Origin of the sequence: Cellulomonas wangsupingiae (assembly GCF_024508275.1) — a bacterium.
GTDB lineage: Bacteria > Actinomycetota > Actinomycetes > Actinomycetales > Cellulomonadaceae > Cellulomonas > Cellulomonas wangsupingiae.
The window spans coordinates 648,647-672,474 of record NZ_CP101989.1 but is presented as its reverse complement, the minus strand read 5'-3'; the positions used below and the strand labels follow the sequence as shown (position 1 = coordinate 672,474).

19 protein-coding genes are annotated in these 23,828 nt (G+C 75.5%); 1 reads left to right on the top strand and 18 read right to left on the bottom strand.

Going from position 1 to position 23,828, the window contains the following annotated elements; genetic code table 11:
* Window positions 1-56: 56 nt before the first annotated feature.
* The 16 genes from NP075_RS03240 to dacB form a co-directional block, all read right to left on the bottom strand.
* Window positions 57-4,697 carry an endo-1,4-beta-xylanase gene (locus tag NP075_RS03240; RefSeq protein ID WP_227566464.1) on the bottom strand — a complete coding sequence of 1,547 codons (4,641 nt, stop codon included), beginning with the start codon at window positions 4,695-4,697 and terminating at the stop codon, window positions 57-59.
* Between the two features lie 227 nt (window positions 4,698-4,924).
* Window positions 4,925-6,643, bottom strand: a complete 1,719-nt coding sequence (locus tag NP075_RS03235) for an L-aspartate oxidase (protein ID WP_227566463.1) — start codon at window positions 6,641-6,643, stop codon at window positions 4,925-4,927.
* Window positions 6,644-6,667: 24 nt separating this feature from the next.
* Window positions 6,668-7,138: an aspartate 1-decarboxylase gene (panD, locus tag NP075_RS03230; RefSeq protein WP_227566462.1), complete on the bottom strand. Its 471-nt coding sequence runs from the start codon at window positions 7,136-7,138 to the stop codon at window positions 6,668-6,670.
* Window positions 7,135-8,115 (bottom strand): pantoate--beta-alanine ligase, encoded by a 981-nt coding sequence (gene panC / locus NP075_RS03225; RefSeq protein ID WP_227566461.1) that lies wholly within the window; start codon window positions 8,113-8,115, stop codon window positions 7,135-7,137. The genes panD and panC overlap by 4 nt, the downstream gene beginning before the upstream one ends.
* Window positions 8,112-9,158 carry a Rossmann-like and DUF2520 domain-containing protein gene (locus NP075_RS03220; protein ID WP_227566460.1) on the bottom strand — a complete coding sequence of 349 codons (1,047 nt, stop codon included), beginning with the start codon at window positions 9,156-9,158 and terminating at the stop codon, window positions 8,112-8,114. The genes panC and NP075_RS03220 overlap by 4 nt, the downstream gene beginning before the upstream one ends.
* Window positions 9,155-10,765 (bottom strand): PH domain-containing protein, encoded by a 1,611-nt coding sequence (locus NP075_RS03215; RefSeq protein ID WP_227566459.1) that lies wholly within the window; start codon window positions 10,763-10,765, stop codon window positions 9,155-9,157. The genes NP075_RS03220 and NP075_RS03215 overlap by 4 nt, the downstream gene beginning before the upstream one ends.
* Complete coding sequence (locus NP075_RS03210) at window positions 10,762-11,283, bottom strand: PH domain-containing protein (RefSeq protein WP_227566458.1); 522 nt, start codon at window positions 11,281-11,283, stop codon at window positions 10,762-10,764. The genes NP075_RS03215 and NP075_RS03210 overlap by 4 nt, the downstream gene beginning before the upstream one ends.
* Window positions 11,284-11,359: 76 nt before the next feature.
* A complete protein-coding gene (locus NP075_RS03205) occupies window positions 11,360-11,854 on the bottom strand; it encodes a DUF3180 domain-containing protein (RefSeq protein WP_227566457.1) in 495 nt (164 codons plus the stop codon).
* A complete protein-coding gene (folK, locus tag NP075_RS03200; RefSeq protein ID WP_227566456.1) occupies window positions 11,851-13,371 on the bottom strand; it encodes a 2-amino-4-hydroxy-6-hydroxymethyldihydropteridine diphosphokinase in 1,521 nt (506 codons plus the stop codon). The genes NP075_RS03205 and folK overlap by 4 nt, the downstream gene beginning before the upstream one ends.
* Complete coding sequence (gene folP / locus NP075_RS03195; protein WP_372456747.1) at window positions 13,368-14,318, bottom strand: dihydropteroate synthase; 951 nt, start codon at window positions 14,316-14,318, stop codon at window positions 13,368-13,370. Before folP ends, folK begins: the two co-directional genes overlap by 4 nt.
* 10 nt (window positions 14,319-14,328) lie before the next feature.
* The gene (gene folE, locus NP075_RS03190) at window positions 14,329-14,931 is read right to left on the bottom strand and encodes a GTP cyclohydrolase I FolE (RefSeq protein WP_227566466.1); all 603 of its coding nucleotides are present in this window, start codon (window positions 14,929-14,931) and stop codon (window positions 14,329-14,331) included.
* Window positions 14,932-14,971: 40 nt separating this feature from the next.
* Complete coding sequence (gene ftsH, locus NP075_RS03185; RefSeq protein ID WP_227566455.1) at window positions 14,972-17,023, bottom strand: ATP-dependent zinc metalloprotease FtsH; 2,052 nt, start codon at window positions 17,021-17,023, stop codon at window positions 14,972-14,974.
* A 133-nt stretch (window positions 17,024-17,156) separates the two neighbouring features.
* Window positions 17,157-17,711, bottom strand: coding sequence for a hypoxanthine phosphoribosyltransferase (hpt, locus tag NP075_RS03180; RefSeq protein ID WP_227566454.1), 555 nt, complete (start codon window positions 17,709-17,711; stop codon window positions 17,157-17,159).
* Window positions 17,689-18,840: a tRNA lysidine(34) synthetase TilS gene (gene tilS / locus NP075_RS03175; protein WP_227566453.1), complete on the bottom strand. Its 1,152-nt coding sequence runs from the start codon at window positions 18,838-18,840 to the stop codon at window positions 17,689-17,691. The genes hpt and tilS overlap by 23 nt, the downstream gene beginning before the upstream one ends.
* A gap of 7 nt (window positions 18,841-18,847) precedes the next feature.
* Entirely contained in the window at window positions 18,848-19,939 is a 1,092-nt protein-coding gene (locus NP075_RS03170) for a zinc-dependent metalloprotease (protein WP_227566452.1), read from the bottom strand.
* Window positions 19,940-19,998: 59 nt separating this feature from the next.
* On the bottom strand, window positions 19,999-21,411 hold the full coding sequence (gene dacB / locus NP075_RS03165) for a D-alanyl-D-alanine carboxypeptidase/D-alanyl-D-alanine endopeptidase (protein WP_227566451.1): 1,413 nt from the start codon (window positions 21,409-21,411) through the stop codon (window positions 19,999-20,001).
* A 150-nt stretch (window positions 21,412-21,561) separates the two neighbouring features.
* Here dacB and NP075_RS03160 point away from each other — a divergent pair, with 150 nt between their 5' ends.
* A complete protein-coding gene (locus NP075_RS03160) occupies window positions 21,562-22,056 on the top strand; it encodes an inorganic diphosphatase (RefSeq protein WP_227566450.1) in 495 nt (164 codons plus the stop codon).
* A 150-nt stretch (window positions 22,057-22,206) separates the two neighbouring features.
* Here the strand turns inward: NP075_RS03160 and NP075_RS03155 are convergent, their stop codons facing one another.
* The gene (locus tag NP075_RS03155) at window positions 22,207-22,554 is read right to left on the bottom strand and encodes a C40 family peptidase (RefSeq protein WP_256791462.1); all 348 of its coding nucleotides are present in this window, start codon (window positions 22,552-22,554) and stop codon (window positions 22,207-22,209) included.
* Entirely contained in the window at window positions 22,473-23,678 is a 1,206-nt protein-coding gene (locus NP075_RS03150) for a hypothetical protein (protein WP_256791460.1), read from the bottom strand. The genes NP075_RS03155 and NP075_RS03150 overlap by 82 nt, the downstream gene beginning before the upstream one ends.
* Between the last annotated feature and the right edge of the window lie 150 nt (window positions 23,679-23,828).

Below are 23,828 nucleotides of genomic sequence, written 5' to 3'. Positions count from 1 at the left end.
CACCGGCCGGCCGGGGAGGGCCGGCCGGTGGGGCTCGGTATCGCGGTGGCGCCGGGTCAGCGCCTCGGTGCGCGGTGGACCCCCGACCCCGGGCGGAGCCGGTGGTGCACGACGACCAGCACGCTGCCCGTCAGCAGCGCCAGCAGGCCCAGCAGGCCCGGTGCGACGCCCGTGCCCGTGGTCGCCAGCGCGCCACGACCCGCCGCCGCGTCCGGGGCGGCCGGGGCGGCCGCCAGGACGGTGAGCGCACCCTCGGCGACGACCTCGCCCTCGACCGCCGCGACCACGAGGTACGTGCCCGCCACCGTCCGGAGCGGGACGGTCACCGTCAGCGCCGCCGTGCCGTCAGCCGCGACGACCACCGAGCCGAGCGCCGTCGTCCCCGCGGGCGCCACCGCTGCGGCACCCACGCCACCGAGGCCACCCGCGGCCGTCACACCGTTGCCCAGTGCGATCGTCACCGTGTCACCCGGCATGAACCCGGTCAGGTCGACCTTCACCGCACCGCCGGGCTTGACGGACGACGACGAGAGCCACAGCTCGGGCTTCACGCCCTCGGTCGGCGGCGTCGGTGCGGCCACGAGCTGTGCCACACCCCACCGCTGCGTCGACTCGTCGCCCGTGCCGATCGGGTCGGCCCATGTGGCCGCCGCGACCTGCTCGCCGTCGACGGCGTCGGTGACCTGGAAGTCCAGGCCGTGGAAGGTGCCCAGGCCGACGTACTGGTCGAGCATGTCGAAGGAGGCCTCCACGCGGTACCCGGTCGCCGTCCTCACCACCTCCGACTCGACGCGGTTGGCGTGGAAGCCCTGGTCACCCCGGAGCACCGCCACCGTGCCCGAGCGGTCGATGCCGACATGCAGGTCGTCGTACCGGTACGTGACGTTCTTGAAGTTCCCCGCGTCGAGGAAGATCTCGAACGCGTCCTCGGCGTCCACGGTCGGGTCGACCACGTCGGCCAGGACGAACAGCCTGTTGTCCTGCCACAGGGTCCGGACCGTCGCCGCCGCACCGGCCGTGCCGACGACCTGCTTGCCCGTCGACACCGTCGCCGCCTGCTGCCAGACCGCGTCCACCTCGCCGTCGAGGGCCGGCGCGGACGCCGCCTTCGCGACCGCGACCGTCGACAGCGGCTCGACGAGCCGCAGCTCACCGAGGTGACCCGGCGTGTTCCAGCCGGCCACCGTGTCGCCCTCGACCGCCCGCAGGTCGAAGTCGACGACGTCGCCCTGCTCCACCGTCACCGGCAGGCGGACCACCGCGGCCCACCCGTCGGCGGTGTCGGTGACGACCCGGTCGGTCCCGGACGAGTCACGTGCGATCACGTACTCCTTGTCGCCCACCTGGATCTCGACCGTGTCGTACCCGTCCTGCGCGGCCACGAACACCGTGAGGTGGTCCGTGCTCCACCGTGCCTGGAACCCGGCGACCTCACCGTCCACCAACGTGAGCGGGAGCTGCTGCCACGCGACGTCCGACGTCGCGTCGGCGTCGAGGGCCACGTCACCCGCGAACGCGTGAGCGGTGCGGACCCGTGCCGGCAGCTCGGCGTCGACGATGCCGTAGTAGGCCGGCTTGGCCTGCATGCCCTCGTCGAACGGCAGCGGACCACCGTCGGCGTTGCGCCACGACCGCGCGTCGTACAGACCCCACACCGTGATCGAGAACATCTGCTCCTCGTACTTCTGGAACACCTTGAACGCGTCGCGGTAGTAGTAGCCCTGCTCGATGAACAGCGCGTGGCGCAGCTCCTCGTCCGTCGTGGCACCTGCGGTGACGTCGAACTCCGTCACGGCCTGCTGCAGACCCAGACCGGAGAACCGGGCCAGGGCGCCGTCGAGCAACGACACCGGCAGCGAGAGCGAGACGTGGAACTGGTGGCCCACGCCGTCGATCGGCACACCGCGCTCGATGAGGTCGGTCACCAGTCGGTAGTACCGGTCCTGCTTGCTCGTCAGCTCGCTGTTGTAGTCGTTGATGAACAGCGCGATCCGAGGCGCCTCGCCGCCGGCGTGGTACGCGTCGTTGACGTACTTGTCCGCGTACTCGAACGCACGGTCGACGAACTCCTCGCCGAGGTACGTGTGCCAAGGGCTCTCACGCATGCCGTCGGGGGTGCTCCCGTCGGAGATCACCTCGTTGACGACGTCCCAGCCGACGACCGGGTTGGTCGGCGAGCCGAAGGCGCCGTACTCGTCGTGGATCCACTTCGCGACGTTCTCGATGTGGGTCTCCATGCGCTGCCGGACGATCTCGGCGCTCGCGGCGTTCACCGGCAGAGGCTGGCTCGCCTCGTCCTGGAAGAACCAGGCCGGCGTCTGCGCGTGCCACACGAGCACGTGCCCGTAGACCCGCAGGTCGTTGGCGACGGCGTAGTCCATCATGGCCTCGGTCTGCGCGTTCGGCGCGAACGTGCGGCCGTTGTACCAGTTCTCCGGCTTCATCGAGTTCTCGGCGGTGACCTGCTCGAAGTGCTGGTTGAGCAGCTCCGCCGCCGACCGCTGGGTCTCCCGGGCGTCGACGGCCACGCCGAGCGGCACGTCCACCGAGTCGAACAGCGCCGGCAGGTCCTTCTGGATCACCGGGTCCGGCCGCTGGGTGAAGGTGATGTCGTCGACCAGGAAGGTCGACGTGTTGCCACCGGCGTAGTGGGTCTCGAAGTACAGCCGCGCACTGGTCGTGTACGGCGGCATCGCGAACGTCCCGGAGACCTGCACCCAGTCGTTCGCCATGCCCGTCAGCTGCACCAGGTTCGGGTACGAGCTGTCCACGTCGGCCGTCAGGGAGACGTCACCGGGGGTGCCGCCCTCCTCGAACTTGATCCACGCCGAGAAGTCGTACGTGGCGCCGCCCTCGAAGATGCCGGTGACGTCCGCGATCAGGCCCTCGCCGTGTCCGGCACGGTCCGAGATGCGCGCGGCGTACCTCGACGCGTGACCCGGCTCGACGATCTCGACCGTGGGCGGGCCGTTGCCGACGTCGCGGCCGGACCAGCCCTGCGACGTGCCGTCCTCGAAGTCCGCGTCGATGCTGCGGGACGGGACGTACGAGCCGTCCGCACCACCGGTGGGCAGCGTGAACGTCCAGCCGGCCGCGAGGCGCTCGGCGACGACCGTGCGCGTGGCCGCCACCGAGGCGGCGCGGTCACCGCCACCGTCGTGGACCAGGACGACCTGGCCGTCCTTCATGGCGGCGCGCAGGTTCGCGGTCAGGGTCGCCTCGTCCTGCGTCGACCAGTCCTCGATCGTGTTCGTGACGGCGAGGGGCTGCATGCCCAGCGCGACGGCCACGGCCGCCGTCTGGCCCCACGACCCGTTGGGGGCGCGGAAGTACGGCACCTTGGCCGTCGGGTCACCGAGCGCCGTGCGGATGGTCGCGAGGTTCTCCCGGAGGTCGGCCTCGACCTGGGCCTTGGTCCACCCGCCCATGTCGGCGTAGCCCGTGCCGTGGTTGCACACCGCGTGCCCCTCGGACACGATCCGCCGCAGGAGGGCTGCGCCGCCGGACGCCTTCACGTTCTGGCCGATGACGCAGAACGTGGCCTGGACGTCGTTGGCCGCGAGGAAGTCGAGCAGCCCGTCCGTGTGGGCGCCGTCGGGGCCGTCGTCGAACGTCAGCGCGGCGGTGCGCGTCGCGCCCTCGACCGTGCGTGCCGTGGTGACGGGCGACGCCGTCGGGCTCACCGCACCACCGGGCACGAAGCCCGTGAGGTCCGGGGCCCAGCCGTCACCGGGGCTGCTCCCGGGGCGGCTGACCACGACGTCGTCGAGGAGGAAGGCCGGCCACGGAGCCGCGCCACCGACCTCCAGGGTGACCTTCGACTTCGCCGGCACCGAGCCGGCCGGCAGCGTGTACGTCCCGGTGACCGTGGTCCAGGCGTCGGCCGTGACCGGGGTGTCGCCCACCCAGGTGTAGACACCGTCGGGGTTCGCCACTCCGTTGAACCCGGTGAAGTGCGCCGTCGTGGGCGCCGAGCCCGCGGGGAGCCGGACGCGGGCGCTGAGCGTGTACTCCGTGCCCGCCTCGAGCACCCCCTCGGCGCTGGACACCCCGTCCCAGCTGTTCACGCGGCCCGAGACGCTCAGCGCGCGCCCCGCGCCCTCCGCGACGTACTCGAACGTCGGGTTGCCGCTCTGCTGCAGCTGACCCAGCGTGCCGTCGTCGAAGTTCGCCGAGACGACCGTCGTCGTTGGTGGCGGCGTCGGTGCCGCGCGCGTCACGAGCACGTCGTCGAGGAGGAAGGCCGGCCACGGAGCCGCGCCACCGACCTCCAGGGTGACCTTCGACTTCGCCGGCACCGAGCCGGCCGGCAGCGTGTACGTCCCGGTGACCGTGGTCCAGGCGTCCGCCGTGACCGGGGTGTCGCCCACCCAGGTGTAGACACCGTCGGGGTTCGCCACTCCGTTGAACCCGGTGAAGTGCGCCGTCGTGGGCGCCGAGCCCGCGGGGAGCCGGACGCGGGCGCTGAGCGTGTACTCCGTGCCCGCCTCGAACACCCCCTCGGCGCTGGACACCCCGTCCCAGCTGTTCACGCGGCCCGAGACGCTCAGCGCGCGCCCCGCGCCCTCCGCGACGTACTCGAACGTCGGGTTGCCGCTCTGCTGCAGCTGACCCAGCGTGCCGTCGTCGAAGTTCGCCGAGACGACCACCACGGGTGGCGCGGCGGCACTCGCCGAGGACAGGGACGTGCCGATCATGGGCGCGACGACGAGAGCGGCGACAGCCGCCGTGACACCGATACTTTCGAACGCCTTTCGGCGCGGTCTGCTTCGCATGACGCTCCCTTGCGCAACCGCGGCACGCCCGGAACATGGGGCGCAGGCGCTCAGTGTGGGAGCGGGGCACGCCGGCCGACAGACCTGGTCACCCGTTCAGATGCGTGTCCACCGATGGAAAGTTTCGGCCTGGGAGCGTGGTCATCGGACTATCCGACGGGGGTACGCCCGGTCTGCACGCTTCCGTCCGGTACGGACTTCACCCAGAGCCGCTGCCGCCAGCCGTCCACCGTCGAGGGATGGTCCGCCCGCGCGTGCCCGCCCCGGGACTCCTCGCGGACCAGCGCCGCGAGCGCCAGCACGGTCGCCACCTGGTGCACGTTCGTCGTCTCCCACTCCGCGAGCTGGGGCTCGCCCAGGCGCCGGCCGTCGTGGCGACGCTCGTGCGCGTCCGCCGGGATCGCCGCCAGCGTGGCCAGCGCCCGCCGCAGCCCCTCGCCCGAGCGCAGCACGCCCGGACCGTCGGTCGCGGCACGCTGCACCCGCGCGCGCGACGCCGCCGCGACCAGCGCCTCGGCCCCCGGGCGCGGGACCGGCTCGACGCGCGGCAGGAACCCGCCGTCGATGCGCGCCGCGACGTCCCGCGCCGCGCGGTGCGCGAACACCAGGCCCTCCAGCAGCGAGTTCGACGCCAGCCGGTTGGCGCCGTGCACGCCCGTGCACGCCACCTCCCCCACCGCGTACAGGCCGGTCAGCGACGACCGCCCGTCGAGGTCCGTGACCACGCCGCCCGAGTGGTAGTGCTGCGCCGGCGCCACCGGCACCAGGTCGGTGGCCGGGTCGATGCCGTGCTCCACCAGGCGCTCGTGGATCGTCGGGAAGCGCCGACGGAAGAAGTCGGGCCCCAGGTGGCGCGCATCGAGCCACACGTGGTCCGAGCCGGTCGCGGCCGTGCGTCGCACGATCGCGTGCGCGACGACGTCCCGCGGCGCGAGCTCGGCCAGCGGGTGCACGTCCGGCATGAACCGCACGCCGTCGGTGTCGAGCAGCAGCGCACCCTCGCCCCGCACCGCCTCGCTGACCAGGGTCAGCTGGCCCTTCACGCCCGCGCCCAGCCACAGCACCGTCGGGTGGAACTGCACGAACTCGAGGTCCCCCAGCACGGCGCCGGCGCGCAGGGCCGCGGCGATGCCGTCGCCCGTCGCCTGCGCCGGGTTGGTCGACGAGCGGTACACCTGGCCGATGCCCCCGGTGGCCAGCACCACCGCCGGCGCCAGCGCCGCGCCGACGCCGTCGCGTGACCCCTCGCCGATGACGTGCAGCGTCACCCCCGCGACGGCACCGGGTGCACCGTCGGGCCCTGGCGGGCCGGTCAGCACGTCGAGCACCAGTGCGTGCTCGATGACCTCGATGCCCGGGTCGTCGCGCACGGCCTCGATCTGCGCCACCAGGGCACGGGAGATCTCGGCACCCGTCGCGTCGCCGCCCGCGTGCGCGATGCGGTCCGTCAGGTGCCCGCCCTCGCGCGTCAGGCTGATCGCACCGTCCGGCGTGGTGTCGAACACCGCACCGCGGGCCACCAGCTCGCGCACCCGGCGGGGCCCTTCGGTGACCAGCGTCTCGACCGCGCGCGGGTCGCACAGCCCGACGCCCGCGACGAGCGTGTCCTGCAGGTGCGCCGCCGGGGAGTCCTCCGGGTGGAGCGCCGCGGCGACCCCGCCCTGCGCCCACACCGTCGACCCGGACGACAGCAGCCCCTTGGTGACCAGCAGCACCCGGCCCACCCGCGAGCGCAGCTCGAGCGCCGCCGTCAGGCCCGCGATCCCGGAGCCCACCACGACCGCGTCCGCCTGGACGGTCCAGCCCGGGTCCGGCGCCGCCAGACGCGTGGCGAGGCGGACGGACGGCAGGTCGGGCGTCACGAGCACGCAGCGGACACTAGCGCGGCAGGGTCAGCCCGCAGCGCCGTCGACCGCCTCCCGGCCACGCGCCAGCGGCAGGCCCGACGCGACGAGGCCGGTCTGCGCCGTCCACTCCTCTGGCACCTGGCCCGGGTCGTCGCCCGTGTCGACGATGCGGTTGTCCGCGTCGACGAGCACGACGTGCGGGGTGTACGTGCGCGCCTCGGCGTCGGACATGGTCCCGTACGCGATGACGATGACGACGTCGCCCGGGTGCACGAGGTGCGCCGCGGCGCCGTTGACGCAGACCTGACCGCCGCCGGGCTCGCCCGCGATCGCGTAGGTGGTCAGGCGCGCGCCGTTGGTCACGTCGACGACGTCGACCTGCTGGCCGGGCAGGACGTCCGCCGCGGCGAGCAGGTCGGCGTCGATCGTGATGGAGCCGACGTAGTGCAGGTCGGCGGCGGTGACCGTCGCACGGTGCACCTTGCCGGTCATCATCGTGCGCTGCAGCGACGTCATGCGGCACCCCCGGTCGCGCGGCCCGCCGCGCCGGAGCCCCGGCCCGCGCCGGCGAGGCCGGTGCGCAGCGTCAGCGGGGCGTTGTCGATCAGCCGCGTGCTCCCCACCCGCGCGGCCAGCAGCAGCAGCGCGTCGCGGGTGCGGGCGTCGGCCGGCGCGAACGTCGCGGCGTCGACGAGCGCCACGTAGTCCACCGCGTCGTCGTCGGACAACCGCTCGTCGAGCACGGCACGGGCGGCCGCGGCGACCTCGTCGGGGCCCTGCCCCCCGTCCGCGGCGCGGCGCCCGGCGGCCAGCGCCGCCGACAGGCCCAGGGCGCGCTCGCGCTCCTCGGCCGAGAGGTACGCGTTGCGGCTCGACCGCGCGAGGCCGTCGTCCTCGCGCACGGTCGCGTGCACGGCCACGTCGACCGGCACGTCGAGGTCCTCCACCATGCGCCGGACGGCGACGACCTGCTGCGCGTCCTTCTGGCCGAAGACGGCGACGTCGGGACGCGTCAGGTGCAGCAGCTTGAGCACGACCGTCAGCACGCCGTCGAGGTGCCCCGGGCGCGACTCCCCCTCCAGCACCTCGCCGACGCGACCCGCGCTCACGCGCACCGTCGGGTCGCCGTCCGGGTAGACGACGTCGACCGACGGCGCGAACACCACGTCCTGGGGGCGCAGCAGCCCGGGGCCCGACAGCAGCGCCAGGTCGCCCTCCAGGTCCCGCGGGTAGCGCGCCAGGTCCTCGGTCGGGCCGAACTGCAGGGGGTTGACGAAGATCGTCACCACGACGACGTCGGCCAGCGACCGCGCGTGCTCCACGAGGGCCAGGTGCCCGGCGTGCAGCGCGCCCATCGTCATGACGACGGCGCGGCGGTACGGCCGACGTGCGGTGTCCGCCTCCGGGCGGGGCAGCGTCGTGGCGTCCTGCGCGGCGAGCGCCGCGGCCAGACCCTCACGGTCGCGCACCAGGGCGGGGTGGGTGGTGCTCATGCGTCCTCCTGCGGCGGGTGGCCGCTGTCGTCTGCCGGCCCTGCGGGGCCGTCGGGGCCCGGCGGTGGTCCGGGGTCGTCGTCCTGCTGCAACACGGGCGGGGCCGGGTTGATGCCCGCGAGCGCGTCGAGCACCCGCTGGGCGGCGTCCGGGCCCACGAGCCCGGCGCTCAGCGCCCGGGCCGCCGCGGCGCGGGACAGGGCACCGTACCCGGTCGGCACGTCGACCGCGCCGCTGGCCGCGCCCAGCGCCGTGAGGACCGCGACGTGGTCGCGGACCGTGCCGGCGTCGCCGCGCCGCACGGGACCGGTCAGCGCGGCGATGGCACCGGCTCCCCCGTCACCCGCGGCGTCCTCGGCGCGCAGCGCACCGTCGAGCGTCGCCTCCAGCAGCGGACGCAGCACACGCCCCGGCTCGCCGACGCCCGCCGCGCGCAGCGCCTGCGCGGCCTGCGCGACCAGCACGACCAGGTGGTTCGACCCGTGCGCGAGACCCGCGTGGTACAGCGGGCGCAGGTCCTCGTCGACGACGACCGGCTCCCCGCCGATCTCGACGACGAGCGCCTGGCCGATCGGCAGGACGGGCGCGGGCGCCGTCACGGCGAACGCGCACCCCACCACGCGGGACAGATCGAGCGACGTCCCCGTGAACGTCATCGCGGGGTGCAGCGCGAGCGGGATGACCCCGGCGGCGCGGGCGGGGGCCAGGACCGCCGTCCCGTACCGCCCCGACGTGTGCACGACGATCTGCCCGGCCTGCCACGCGCCGGTGTCCGCCAGGCCCTGCACCAGGTCGCCCAGCGCGTCGTCGGGGACGGCGAGCAGCACGAGCTCGGCGCGACGCACGACCTCCGGCACCTCGAGCACCGGGACGCCCGGCAGCAGCGTGGACGCCCGCTCGCGCGAGGCGTCGGAGACCGCGGACACGCCGACGACGGGGTGCCCGGCGCCGCGCAGCGCGCTGCCGAGGACGGCGCCGACGCGGCCGGCGCCGACCACACCGACGCCGAGACGACCGGGCCGGGAGGCGGGGTCGGCCGTCACGGTCGCGGCTCCGACGGCTGCGCAGCCGCACCCGGGGGCACGTCCGCGTCCCGCGGCGGGTGCGCGCCGGCGACGTGGCCGGCGGCACCGAGGTCCGCCTCCGCGGTCCGCATCCACAGCTCCGGCCCGGCGACGGCACGTGCCTCGCGCGCCCGGCGCGACTGCTCCTCGAGGAGCGCCGCGGCGACGTGCTGGTCGAGGTGCTCGACGGTCGGCGTCACCGGCCCGGGCGTGGAGTGCGCGACGAACGACGCGAGCGCCAGCCGCCGCTGCAGCGGCCCCTGCCGCAGCGCCAGGCTCTGGGTCCGCTCGTGCGGCACGACGACCACGGTGCGCCACCACCGCCCCGAGCGCATGAGCAGCGCCGTGCGGGTCACGAGCACGCCGTGCCGGCGCCGGCTCAGCGGGTCGACCCAGCGCGCGCGGTACGGGGCAGCGGTGAAGCCGCCGTCCTCGTCGACGCCGCCCAGCGCGGCGTCGAGCACGGCCCGCGGGTCGTCGACACCGAGGTCCGGCAGCACCAGCCACAGCGCCACCGCCGCCTCGGCGCGCGTCGCCACGGGGTGCAGCACGGACTCCGTCGCGGACTCCGCGCCGTAGCCGGCGACGTTGATCTCGACCTTCCACCAGTCCGCCCCCCGCCACAGCGGGCCCTGGCTGATCGACACGGCCTGCACGCGCCCCGGCGGGACGGTCTGCGTGCGCGTCTCGGTCAGTCCGTGGCGCAGCCGGATGCCGTCCGGGGACACCGCGGCGCGGAACGTGGCGCCGGTGTTGATGCGGCCCCACACGTACCCGCCCGCGCCGACCACGGCCGGCACGAGGACGAACATGCCGCCGACGTCGCCGGAGAGGATGCTGCCGACGACGACCCCGACCACGACGACGAGCAGGAACCACGGCGGCACCGAGCGCAGGATGGACCCGATGAGCCGCGGCATCGGCAGCTCGTACACCTGCCGCTCGGGCGCCGCCTCGTAGAGCGGCGCCGCCGGGGCGGTGACGGTGCCCGGTGCGTCGGGCGCCGTCCCGTCCGGCGGGAGGCCGGCCGTCGCGACGTCCGGGTCACCGGCCGCGGGCGCCCGCCGCGGGCCCAGCCCGGCCGCGAGCGCGAGGATCTGCGTGCGCAGCGCGGTGGCCTCGGACTCCCGCAGGAACGCCAGCTGCACGGCGGAACCCGTCCCGCCCGCGACCTCGAGGTTGAGCTGGGCCAGGCCGAGCAGCCGGGCCAGCAGCGGCTGCACGACGTCGACGGCCTGCAGCCGGTCGAGCCGCGCCTGGCGCTGCTGCCGGAACAGCAGGCCCGTGCGCAGGTGCACCGCCTCGTCCGTGACCGCGTACCGCATGACGCGCCACGCGAGCGCGGAGTACACGAAGCCCACGACACCCACGAGGACGATGACGCCGACCACGATCAGCCAGGCCCGTCCCGGGCCCAGGGCGTCGGCCACGCCGCGCAGCGAGTCGGACATCTGGTACCCGACGACCGCGACGAACGCCACCAGCGCCTTCCACCCGCGCAGCGCGGGCGTCACGGGGTGCAGGCGGCGCCAGTCGTACCCCTCCTCGCCCGCGGCGTCGGGCACGGGCCGCAGGGCGGTGCTCACAGTCCCGCCAGCCGAGCCTCACCGCGCGACGCGAGCCGGTCGCGCAGCCGCGCCGCCTCGGTCGGCGGGAGGCCCGGGATGGTGGCGTCGGTGCCGGGCGCGGCGGTGTGCAGCTGCACGGTGGCGATGCCGAACCGGCGCGCCAGGGGCCCCGAGCTCACGTCGACGTACTGCATGCGGCCGTAGGGGACGACGACGAGCTGGCGCAGCATGATGCCGCGGCGGATCAGCAGGTCGTCGGCACGCTCGGCGTACCGCAGCGCGCGGACCTGCCGCGGCACCAGCAGACCCGCCCAGGCGAGCACCACGGCGAGGACACCGGGCACCACCCAGACCCACGCGACGCCGACCAGGGCCGCGACCAGCACCGTCGGGACCAGCAGCACGACCGCCCAGATCCCGAGGACCACCAGCCGGGCCGTCGTCAGGCGCGGCGAGACCGCGGTCCAGGCGACGTCGTGCAGGTCGAACGGGTCGGCAGCCGGCGCCGCGCCGTGCCCGTCGGGGTTCGTGGTCATGACGCCCATCCTCCCGCACCTCGCGACCCCGGTGGTCCGACCGGAGGACGAGACCGGACGGGGAGCGGGTGTGCTTTCAGCCCGCCGACGGGTCCGGCTCGGAGGCGCCGGCGAGCGTCGGCTCGTCGGCGTCCGGTGGTGGGATGCGGCACCAGTGCTCGACGACGAGCCCGACGACCGCCAGGGCCACGGCCCCCAGCACCGCGATGCCGGCCGCCGTGGCCCGTGCCGGGTTGCCCGGCACGTCCGCGTCGGTCAGCAGGGACAGCGCCTGGCCGCCGTACCACCCCGTGAGCAGCGCACCGGTGTAGCACGACGCCTTGGCCAGCACCGCCGTCCGCGCGGCGCGGACCGGGTCGAGCGTGGGGTGCTTGCCCCGCTGGTACTGCCGCACCGCCCAGCCCATGGCGAGCACCACGCCGGCGATCACCAGCTCGACGGCGACGACGAGCCGCGGCACGTCGGGCGGGATCGCGGCGCCGCGGCCGACGACCATCCGCATCACCCACCAGGTGACCGCGGTCACGCCCGCCGCGAGCAGCACGAGCGTGCGCAGGCGGGTCGCGCTCACGGGTGGTGCGCCTCGCCCGCGCCGTCCGGCTCGGCGTTCGCGGCGGGCACGGGTGCGGTGAGCCAGTCCAGCGCCATCCACCGCACGCCGTCACGGTCGGGTGCCGTGGCGGCGAGCAGCGCGACGGGGCCGCCGCCGAGCCCCGGGAGGACCGCCTCGGGGTCGACCTGCGCCCACGGCTGCAGCACGAACGCGCGCTGGTGCGCGCGCGGGTGCGGCAGCTCGAGGTCGTCGGTCACCCCCAGCGTCTCCCCGTGGACCACGACGTCGATGTCGAGCGTCCGCGGGCCCCAGTGCTCGCGCCGCTCCCGCCCGTGGCGCAGCTCGACGGCCTGCACGGCCCGCAGCAGCTCGCGCGGGGCGAGGGTCGTGCGCGTCAGGACGACGGCGTTGAGGTAGTCGGGCTGCTCCGGGCCGACCGCGGCGGTGCGGGCCAGGGGCGAGACGGCCACGACCTCCAGGCCGGGCGTGGCCGCGAGGTCCGCCACGGCCTGGCGCAGCGTGTCCTGGGCGGGGCCCAGGTTGGCGCCGAGCGCGAGCACGGCACGGACCGGGTGCGCCGGCGGCTCGTCGAAGGCGTCGAGGACGAGCTCGCCCTCGACGACGTCCGTCACCGGGGCCATGAGCTCGGTCCGCGCGGCCTCCGGTGCCGGCGACGTCGGCGCGGTCCGCTCGACGTCGACCACCGGGGCCATCAGCTCGGTCGGCGGGCCGTCGTACGAGTACGAGGGCTCCTCGTGCGGCGCCGACCACGCCTCGGCGGCGGGCCCGGCAGGGACCGCGGGCATCACGCCGGTCGGGACCGCACCGGTGGGTGCGGGACCGACGAGGACGGCACCCGCCCCGTCGGGCCCGGCGTCGTGCGCGCGGCGTCCCGCGTCCGTCGTCGGCACACCACCCGAGAGGGCGTCCGCCACCGAGACGCGCGCGGGCACCGGCGGGGCGGCCTGCGCGGTCGCCACGGGCACGGGCTGCGCGGGCTCGGGCGTCGGGGCCGGCGGCTCGGCGAGCGGCGGTGCCGAGCGCGCACCGGGCTGGTCCGCCGTGACCGGGTGCCGCCCGTCGCCGCGCCGCACCTGGCCGGTCGGCGGCCGGTACGGCTCCGCCGCGGGCAGCTTGGTGCGGTCGCGCCGGATGGCGACCACGACGTCGCCGAACGGCACGGTGATGGGCGCCTGCGGCTTGTGCACCGCGACGTCGACGGCCTGCACGTGCGGGCGCGCGAGCACGGTCGCGGCGATGCGCTCGGCGACCGTCTCGACCAGGTCGACCGGCTCGCCACCGAGCACGGCGACCACCAGCTGGGCGAGCTCGCCGTAGTCGACGGTGTGCGCGAGGTCGTCCCCCGCGGCGGCGCGCCGCGTGTCCAGGTGGACGACGACGTCCGCGACGAACGTCTGGCCCTCGCGGCGCTCGTGGGCGAACACCCCGTGGTACCCGGTCGCGCTGAGCCCCGTCAGGCGGATCTGGTCCAAGCGCCGCCCACCCTCGTCGTGCACGTCGTCCTGCGCGTTCACCGTGCTCCTTCCCGTGCGGCACCCGCCGTCGCGCGCCGTCCCGTCGTGTGGTCCTGCCGGGCGTCGCGCCAGCGCGCGACCACCCGCACCGCTGCGGCCGACGCCGCCACCTCGTGCACGCGCACCGCCCACGCGCCTGCCGCCGCGGCCAGCGCCGTGACGGCGGCCGTCGCGTCGTCACGGGCCTCGGGTGCCGCGGGCGTGCCGTCGGGGCCCGCCATCAGGTGCCCGAGGAACCGCTTGCGGCTCGCGCCGACGAGCACCGGGTACCCGTCCGCGACGAGCTCGTCCAGGCGCGCCAGCAGCGGCCAGTTGCTCTCACCGGTCTTCGCGAAGCCCAGGCCCGGGTCGAGCACGATCTGCGAGTCGCGCACGCCCGCGGCGCGCAGCGCGTCGACCCGCTCGCCCAGCTCGCGCCGCACGTCGGCCACCACGTCGTCGTACGCGTCGAGGGCGTCCATCACGTCGGCGTGCCCGCGCCAGTGCATCGCGACGTACGCCGCGCCCGTGCGCGCCACGACGTGCGCCATCTCCGGGTCCGCCATGCCGCCCGACACGTCGTTGACCAGCACGGCCCCTGCGTCGACCGCGCCCGCGGCCACGACCGCACGCGTCGTGTCGACGCTCACCGCCGCCCCGTGCGCCACGAGCCGCTCGACCACGGGCAGGACGCGCGCGAGCTCCTCGTCGACCGGGACCCGCGCGGCTCCGGGGCGCGTCGACTCGCCGCCCACGTCGAGCAGGTCGGCGCCCTCCTCGAGCAGTGCGAGGCCGCGCGCGACCGCGGCGTCCGCGTCGAACCACCGCCCGCCGTCGGAGAAGGAGTCGGGCGTGACGTTGACGACGCCCATCACCAGGGTGCGCCCCGGCGCCCGCAGCACGGCGGGCAGCGCCGCGAGCCGCGGCCCGTCCGGGCCGGCCCCCTGCGCACTGCCCCGCTCACCCACGTCGGCTCCTTCAGCGCCCGGTGACCAGGCTCATCGCCTCGGCGCGGGTGGCCACGTCGCGCATCTGCCCGCGCACCGCCGACGTCACCGTGCGCGACCCGGGCTTGCGGACGCCGCGCATCGACATGCACAGGTGCTCGCACTCGACGACGACCAGCACGCCCCGGGGGTCCAGCACCTCGACGAGCGCGTCGGCGACCTGCGCCGTCAGCCGCTCCTGCACCTGCGGGCGACGCGCGTACACGTCCACGAGCCGCGCCAGCTTCGACAGGCCCGTGATGCGACCGTCCGCGCCGGGGATGTAGCCGACGTGCGCGACGCCGTGGAACGGCACCAGGTGGTGCTCGCACGTCGAGTACACCTCGATGTCGCGCACCAGGACCATCTCCTCGTGACCGAGGTCGAAGGTCGTCGTCAGCACGTCGCGGGCGTCCATCGTCAGGCCCGCGAAGATCTCCCGGTACGCGCGTGCCACGCGCGCCGGCGTCTCGCGCAGACCCTCGCGGTCCGGGTCCTCGCCGACCGCGACCAGCAGCTCACGCACGGCACGGGCCGCCCGCGCCTCGTCGTACGGGCGGACCGCCCGGCCGCCGTGGTCACGCGTCCGGGAGATCGTCGAGCGGCCCCCGTCCTGGGTCGTCGCGTCCGTCACGTCAGCGGGGTCCGTCCATGTCCGGCGTGTCCTGCGGCGGGAGCTCGACCACCGCACCGGCCGGGTGCTCCGGGTGCGCCGCGGCGGCCTCGTCCTGCGGGACGACCGGGTGACCGTTCTGCGCCGCCTTCTCGGCCGGCGTCAGGACCGGGCCGCGGTCCGAGACCGCACGCTCGTCCCCGGACAGCCACACGTCGCGCGGCGGCCGCTTGACGATCGGCGCGAAGATCTCGGCGAGCTGCTCCTGGTTCAGCGTCTCCTTCTCCAGCAGCTCGAGCACCAGCGCGTCGAGCACGTCGCGGTACTCCACGAGGACGTCACGCGCCTCGTCGTGGGCCCGCTCGATGAGCGCGCGGACCTCGAGGTCGATCGCCGCGGCCACGTCCTCCGAGTAGTCCCGCTGGTGGCCGACGTCGCGGCCGAGGAACATCTCGCTCGACTCCTGGCCGAGCTTGATCGCGCCGATCCGCGCGCTCATGCCGTACTGCGTGACCATCTTGCGGGCCGTCGACGTGGCCTTCTCGATGTCGTTGCTCGCGCCCGTGGTGGGGTCGTGGAACACGAGCTCCTCGGCGACGCGGCCGCCCATCGCGTACGCGAGCTGGTCGAGCAGCTCGTTGCGCGTCGTGGAGTACTTGTCCTCCATCGGCATGACCATCGTGTAGCCCAGCGCACGCCCGCGCGGCAGGATCGTCACCTTCGTCACCGGGTCCGTGTACCGCATGGCGGCCGCCACCAGGGCGTGACCGCCCTCGTGGTACGCGGTGATCTTGAGCTCCTTGACGTTCATGACGCGCGTGCGCTTCTGCGGGCCGGCGATGACGCGGTCGATCGCCTCGTCCAGCGCGGCGTCGTCGATGACCTGCGCGCCACGGCGGGCCGTGAGCAGCGCGGCCTCGTTGAGCACGTTGGCCAGGTCGGCTCCGCTGAAGCCGGGGGTGCGGCGCGCGACGACCGCGAGGTCGACGCCCGGCGCCATCGGCTTGCCCTGGGAGTGCACGGCGAGGATCCGCTCGCGGCCCTTGAGGTCCGGCGGCTCGACCGCGACCTGGCGGTCGAAGCGGCCCGGGCGCAGCAGGGCGGGGTCGAGGATGTCGGGGCGGTTGGTGGCCGCGATGAGGATGACGTTCGTCTTGACGTCGAAGCCGTCCATCTCGACGAGCATCTGGTTGAGCGTCTGCTCGCGCTCGTCGTGCCCGCCGCCCAGGCCGGCGCCGCGGTGGCGTCCGACCGCGTCGATCTCGTCGACGAAGATGATCGCCGGGCTGTTCTCCTTGGCCTGCTGGAACAGGTCGCGCACGCGGCTCGCGCCGACGCCGACGAACATCTCGACGAAGTCCGAGCCGGAGATCGAGTAGAACGGCACACCGGCCTCACCCGCGACGGCGCGGGCGAGCAGGGTCTTGCCGGTCCCGGGCGGGCCGTACAGCAGCACGCCCTTGGGGATCTTGGCGCCGACGGCCTGGAACTTGGCCGGCTCGGCGAGGAACTCCTTGATCTCCTGCAGCTCCTCGACCGCCTCGTCGACGCCCGCCACGTCCGCGAACGTGACCTTGGGCGACTCCTTGCTCACGAGCTTGGCCCTGGACTTGCCGAAGCTCATGACCTTCGAGCCGCCGCCCTGCATGTTCGACATGAGGAACCAGAACAGGCCGAGGATGATGATGAACGGCAGCACGAGCGTCAGCAGGCTGCCCCACCACGACGGCTGCGGGACCTTCGACGTGAAGCCCTTCTCGGGTGCCGCCGCCGTGATGGCGTCGACGACCTGCGGGCCCTGCGGCGTGACGTAGAAGAAGTAGACCTGCTTGCCGAGGTCGCCCTCCTCGTCGGGGTCCGGGTCGTAGGCCTCGGTGAGCGTGAGGTCGACGCGCTGCGTCCCCTCGGTCACCAGGGCCTGCTCGACCTTGCCCTCCTCGAGCAGCTCGAGACCGACGGACGTGTCGATCTGCTGGGCCGTCGGGACCTGCAGCATGCCGAACGCGGTCAGCAGGATGGCGACGGCCAGGGCGACCCAGATGAAGGGGCCGCGGAAGAGACGCTTGACATTCATGGGCGATCGGGGCGTGGCCCCTCATCCTCCGCTCGCAGGGACTCTGCCCTTGAAACTACACGGTGGACCTGTCCGGGCCCCGTGGTGTTCGCCCAGGGCACAGGCCGCGGGCGACCCGTGCGCCCGCCCGCCGTCAGTGCTGGTAGACGTGCGGCGCGAGCGTCCCCACGAACGGCAGGTTGCGGTAGCGCTCGGCGTAGTCCAGGCCGTAGCCGACGACGAACTCGGTCGGGATGTCGAAGCCGACGTAGCGCACCGGGACCTCGACCTTCGCCGCCTCGGGCTTGCGCAGCATCGTCGCGATCTCGACCGTCGCGGGACCGCGCGAGCGCAGGTTCGACAGCAGCCACGACAGCGTCAGGCCGGAGTCGATGATGTCCTCGACGATGAGCACGTGCCGGCCCGTCAGGTCCGTGTCGAGGTCCTTGAGGATGCGCACCACGCCCGAGGACTTGGTGCCCGACCCGTAGGACGACACCGCCATCCAGTCCATCTCGATGTTGCCGCCCAGGCGGCGCGCGAGGTCCGCCATCACCATGACGGCACCCTTCAGCACGCCGACGAGCAGCAGCGGCTCCCCCGCGTAGTCGGCGTCGATCTGCGCCGCCATCTCGTCCAGCCGTGCGTGGAGCTGCTCCTCGGTCAGCAGCACCCGCTCGAGGTCGTCACCCATGTCCGCCGCGTCCACCGCTCACTCCCGGTTGCTGGTCGTCGTGCTCGTCGGGCCCGGGCCCGTCCGTCCCGCGCGCACGCGGGCGTGCGTCGGGGCCGTCGCCCACCGCGAGAGGAAGGCCGAGGTAGAGCCTGCCACACGCGCGGGACGCCACCCGGCCGCCGGGCAGGTGCACCGGGCCCTGCCCGCGCCAGTCGGTGACGAGCGCGTCCACGGCCAGCACGTGGACCCGCGCGAGCGCCCCCGGAGGGCTCCCGGCGCGCACGGCCGCGTCGTGCAGGACGCGTCGGCGCACCGCGGCGGGGGCGGCGGCCAGCGGCACGACGTCGAGCTCCACGCCGCTCGGGCCGGCGAGCAGGCTCGCGGCGAGGAGGTCGGCCGCGTACGCGTCCAGCGCGTCGGCCGCGTCCGCCAGCGCGTCGGCGGTGCGGGCCAGGCCGCGCGCGACGCCCGGGCCGAGGACGGCCTCCAGGACCGGCAGCACCTCGGTGCGCACGCGGCTGCGCAGCGGCAGTCCGGCGCCCGCGCCGGCCACGTCCCCGCCGGCGGCCCCGACGGGGCGGCCGTTCGTCGGGTCGTGCCACGGCACCAGCCCCTGCGCCGCGCACGCGGCCTCCGTGTCCGCGCGCCGCAGGCCGAGCAGCGGACGGCGCAGCCGCCCGCGGACCGGCCGCATGCCCGCCAGCGCGCGCTCCCCCGAACCGCGCGCGAGCGCGAGCAGCACGGTCTCGGCCTGGTCGTCCAGGGTGTGGCCGAGCAGGACGGCGGCCGCCCCGAGCTCGTCCGCGACGGCGTCGAGCGCGGCGTAGCGGGCGGTGCGCGCCGCGGCCTCGGGCCCTCCGTCGGCGCCGACGTCGACGCGCACGACGCGCACGGGCTGCAGGCCCAGCCCCCGGCACGCGTCCGCGGCGGCGCGGGCCACGTCGTGGGACCCGGACTGCAGCCCGTGGTCGACGACCACCGCGCCCGCGCGCCACCCGGCGCCCGTCCGGGTACCGGCCTCCCACGCGAGTCCCGCGGCCAGCGCCAGCGAGTCGGCGCCGCCGGAGCAGGCGACCAGGACGGTCGCGCCCGGCGGGACGTCGGCCAGCGCGCGCCGCACCGCGACGCGCACCGCGGCCACGGCGGGCGACGGCCCGGTCACGGCCCCGTCATCCGTGCACGCGACGCACCCACGCGACGGGATCGGCGACCTCGGCGGCCGTGGGCAGCGCCTGCGGCCCGCTCCACACGGCGTTGAGCCCGTCGAGGCCGACCCGGCCGCGCACCGACCGCACGAACGCGGCACCCTCGCGGTACTGCGCGAGCTTGAGGTCCATGCCGAGCACACGGCGCACCATCCGGTCCACGCCGGTGGCGCGCGCGGACGCGTCACGACGGCGTTCGAACGCGCGGCGGATGGCACGCACGCTGGGCACGACGGACGGCCCGACCTCGTCCATCATCACGTCGGCGTGGCCCTCGAGCAGCGCCATGACGGCGCCGACCTCCTCGAACACCTGGCGCTGCCGCTCGGTCAGCAGCGACATGACGCCGCCCTCCCCGACGGTCAGGGCACGGACCAGCGCACCGAGCAGGTCGTCGAGGTGCGGCAGCGCCGCCCGGTCCTCGTTCTCGCCCCCGGGCGCCACGTCGGCGAGGTCGGCCAGCAGCTCCGCCGACCGCGCCCGCAGGTGGTCGGACAGCCACGGGGCGGCGGCGAACTGCAGCGCGTGGGTCTGCTCGTGCAGGGCGACCCAGAGCCTGAAGTCACGGGCGTCGACCCCGAGCTGACGCTCCGTGGCCAGGACGTTGGGCGCCACGAGGAGGAGCCGCCCGGGCTGCCCGGGGTCCGCCGTGAACGGGTCGTACTGGCCGATGACCTTGCCGGAGAGCAGGGCCAGCACCCCGCCGACCTGCGCGGCCGCGGCCAGCCGGGCGGCGTCGGGCACGTGCACCGGCGTCCCGTCGCGGCGCGTGGCCAGCGGTGCGGCCATGACGGCGAACATCTCGGCGTTCGCCGCCGCCCAGCGGGGACGGTCGACGACGAGGACGCGGGAGATCGCCGCCGGGGCGCGGCCGTCGGCGGGCGTCATGCCGGTGGCTCCGACGACGTGCGCGGCGGCCGCGGCGGCGGCGGCACGCAGGTCGGCGACCAGCTCGACGAGGGTGTCGCGGTCCGCGACGGGGCCGGGGGCGGCGACGCGTCCGGCGAGGCGCGCGGCCGCGCGCCAGTCGACGGGGCCGGGGGCGGTGGGCTGCACCGGCCCACGGTAACCCTCGACCGGCCCGCGCGGCGGGTGGGCGCCCGCGGGCGCGGGCGTCACCGGCAGCCGCAGGCCGCGAGCGCCGTGACGAACCCGTCGATGGCCTGGCGCGGCGCCCACTGGCCGCCGTCGGGCGTCTGGTCCGCCATGACCGCGAACACCAGCTGCCGGCGCTGCGCGTCCAGCACCGTGCCGGCCAGGGACGTCACGTGCGGCAGCGACCCCGTCTTGGCCCGCACGACGCCGCGCGCATCGGACCGCGTGTACCGGTCCGCCAACGTGCCCGACAGTCCCGCGACCGGCATCCCGAGGGCGACGTCACGCAGCTCGGGGTGCGCAGGGTCGGTCGTCAGGCGCACGATCTCGGCCAGCAAGGAGGGCGACAGCGACGAGCCGTCCGCGAGGCCGGACGCGTCGGCCAGGCGGGCACCCGACACGTCGACGCCCAGCTGCGCGACCTGACGGAGGACGGCCTGCGTGCCGCCGTCGAAGCTGGCCGGCAGCCCGCCGTCGAGCGCGACGAGCCGCGAGACGACCTCGGTGACGGTGTTGTCGGACGTCTCGAGGAAGTAGTGCACGACGTCGACCAGCGGTGCCGACTCCACGCGCGCCAGCTCGGGGGCGTCCCCGACGGAGGCGGTCCGGGACGGGGAGCCGTCGACGGTGACGCCCAGCTCGCCCAGGCGCTGCGCGAAGACCGCGGCGGCCTGCATCGACGGGTCGGTCGACCGCGGGGCGTACTCGCCCTCCCGCAGCCGGCCGACGTCCACCCCGAGCGACGTGACGGGCGCGACGAAGCCCTCGCCGACGTTCGCCGGGTCCCAGCCAGGGCTCGTCGTGGGGCCGGTGAACAGGGAGTCGTCGACGAGCAGGCGGACGCTGGTGGTGCCCTGCAGCGCCAGCGCGGACGCGGTGCGCGCCGCGAGGTCGGCGAGGCCCGCGCGGCCGAGGACCGCCCCTGGGTCACCGGCCCCGGCGGCGAGCATCATGTCGCCACCGCCGACGATCGCGATCGTCCCGCCGTCGATGCGCACGACGCGCGTGGCGAGCGTCGCCTCGGGGTCGAGCACCGTCAGGGCCGCGACGCCCGTGAGGATCTTGGCGGTCGACGCCGGGACGCGTCCTGCGTCGGGGGCGTTGCCGGCCAGCAGCTCGCCCGTCACCTGGTCGACCACCGCGACACCGACGCCGGGGCCGAGCCGCGGGTCCGCGGCCAGGCCGTCCACGAGCGCCTGGAGCTGTCCCGAGGCCGGCAGCGGCACCTGCGGGTCCAGGTCCCCCAGCGCGCGCGGCGCGGCACCCGGCTCGACCGCGCCCGGTGCCGTGGGGAACGGCGCCGGGTCCGGCACGGGCGGCGCGAGCGTGACGATGCCGGGCACGACGTCGTAGGCGTCGGCCGTCGCGTACCCGCCGGCGGCGAGGACGACGACGAGCGCGCCCACGCCCGCCACACGCGCTGCTGTGGCCATCGTCACCCCCTGGTCGTGTCGTCGTCCGGTACCGCCGCTCCGGTGCGTCAGACTACTGTCCGAGACAACGGCGCCCAGGGAGACGACGCGCCCCCAAGGCCGATCGAGCCCCACCGCCGACGGGCGGGGACGCGTGGAGGGAATTGCACAGTGGAGTTCGACGTCACGATCGAGATCCCCAAGGGGCAGCGCAACAAGTACGAGGTGGACCACGCGACGGGGCGCATCCGCCTCGACCGCATGCTCTTCACCTCGACGCGCTACCCCGACGACTACGGGTTCATCGAGGGGACCCTCGGCGAGGACGGCGACCCGCTGGACGCGCTCGTGCTCCTGGAGGAGCCGACGTTCCCCGGCTGCCTGATCCGCTGCCGCGCGCTCGGCATGTTCCGCATGCGCGACGAGGCCGGCGGTGACGACAAGGTGCTGTGCGTGCCGACGGGCGACCAGCGCGCCGCGTGGCGTCAGGACATCGACGACGTCTCGGACTTCCACCGCCTGGAGATCCAGCACTTCTTCGAGGTCTACAAGGACCTCGAGCCCGGCAAGTCCGTCGAGGGCGCGCACTGGACCGGCCGCGCCGAGGCGGAGGCCGAGATCGAGCGGTCGCGCCAGCGCGCGATCGACCAGGGCTACCACCACTGACCGACCGGCCCGCCCGGCGCCGCTCGGCGCCCGGGCGGGCCGTCGTGCGTCCGCACCCGGGCAGGTGACCGCCAGGGCCCGCTCGTGGGACGTCGACGACCCCGCGGACCCGTCAAGGACGCCCGGTGGGACCGGGACGCCCGGCGGACGTCAGGGGCGGCCGGCGAACGGCATGGTCTTCGACCAGCGCATGGACGTGACCCGCAGCGGCACGCCCGGCTTGGACGCCTCGACGATCTGGCCGTTCCCCACCCACATGGCCACGTGGTAGATGCTCGACGGGTCGTTCGCGCGCTCGCCCCAGAAGACGAGGTCGCCGGGCCGCAGCTGGTCGTAGCCGATCTTCAGGACCTGCTTGTACTGGTCCCTCGACGTCCGGTTGATGCTCACGCCGGCGGCGCGCCACGCGCCGGCCGTCAGACCCGAGCAGTCGTAGCCGTCGGGCCCCGTGCCGCCCCAGACGTACGGCAGCCCGACCTTCGACTGCGCCCACGCCACCGCGGCGGCACCCGCCGCGGCAGAGCCGCGCGACGTGCCGGTGCCGAGGCCGTAGGGCGCCGCGGGGGCGGGGGCCGGGGCCGGGGCGGGCGCGGGGGCAGGCGCGGGAGCCGGGGCCGGCGCGGGAGCCGGTGCAGGCGCCGGAGCCGGGGCGGGCGCCGGAGCGGGAGCGGTGCCGGGCGGCCGGGCGCGGGAGCCGGGGCCGGTGCCGGTGCCGGTGCGGCCGGTGCGCTGCCGGCGGGCGCCCCACCGGACGGTGCCGGCGCCGCGGCGTGCTGCGCCTGGGCGGCGGCCTCGGAGCGTGCTCGGCGCTCGGCGTCGAGGGCGTCCTGCCGGGCGCGCTCCACGTCGGCGCTGGTCTGCCGCGCCGCGGCGAGGGCCGAGATCAGCCCGTCGCGCTCGACCTGCCCGGCGGCGTACGACGCCTCCGCGTCGGACTGCGCGCGCTCGGCCGTGTCGAGGGCGTCCTGCGCGGCGGCGGCGGCGTCGCCGGCCTCCTGCGCGGCGGCGACCGACCGACGCTCCATGGTCTCGGCGACGAGCAGCGCGGCCTGGTACTCCTGCACGGCCTCGTCGGCCTTGCCGGTCGCCTGGTTCAGGGCCGTCGTGCGGCGGGCGACGTCCTGGAAGCCGTCGGCCGACAGCGCGGCCTGCAACACGTCGGCGGACCCGCCGCTGCGGGCGAGCTGCCGGGCGAAGGTCACGAGCTTGCGGCGAGCCTGCTCGGCCTGCCCAGCGGCCTCCTCCGAGCGTCCCGCGGCGTCCTGCGCGCGGGCCTGTGCGGCGTCGGCGTCGGCGAGGGCCTGGCTGTAGGTCTCGGCGGCGGTCTGCACCGTGACCTCGGCGACCTCGGCCGACGAGGCGAGCTCGGCGAGCCGGACCTCCATCTGCGCGACCGACTGCTGGGCCCGGCCGACGGCGGCGCGTGCGTCGCGCACGTCGTCCGACGACGGCGCCGCGGCGGCCGGCGGGACGACGAGACCGACCGCGAGCAGACCGACGGGCAGCACCGCGAGGCAGCGCGGGACGCGACGCCGGACCGCGGGCCGCGGCGCGTCGACACGCCCGGCACCGGCCGCTCGGAGTGCCGGCCGGGGATCGGGTGTCACGTCTGCGTCACGCACCCGGGGAACGCTACCTGTGGGATTCCCACAAGAGAACATCTGTCACACAGGTCCCAGAAGTCACATCGTTGTGGTTCGGGATCAACCCGGACAGACCCGCTCGACCGTTCGGGTGAGGGACCGTCCGGCCTCCCGCCGTACCGCGCCGTG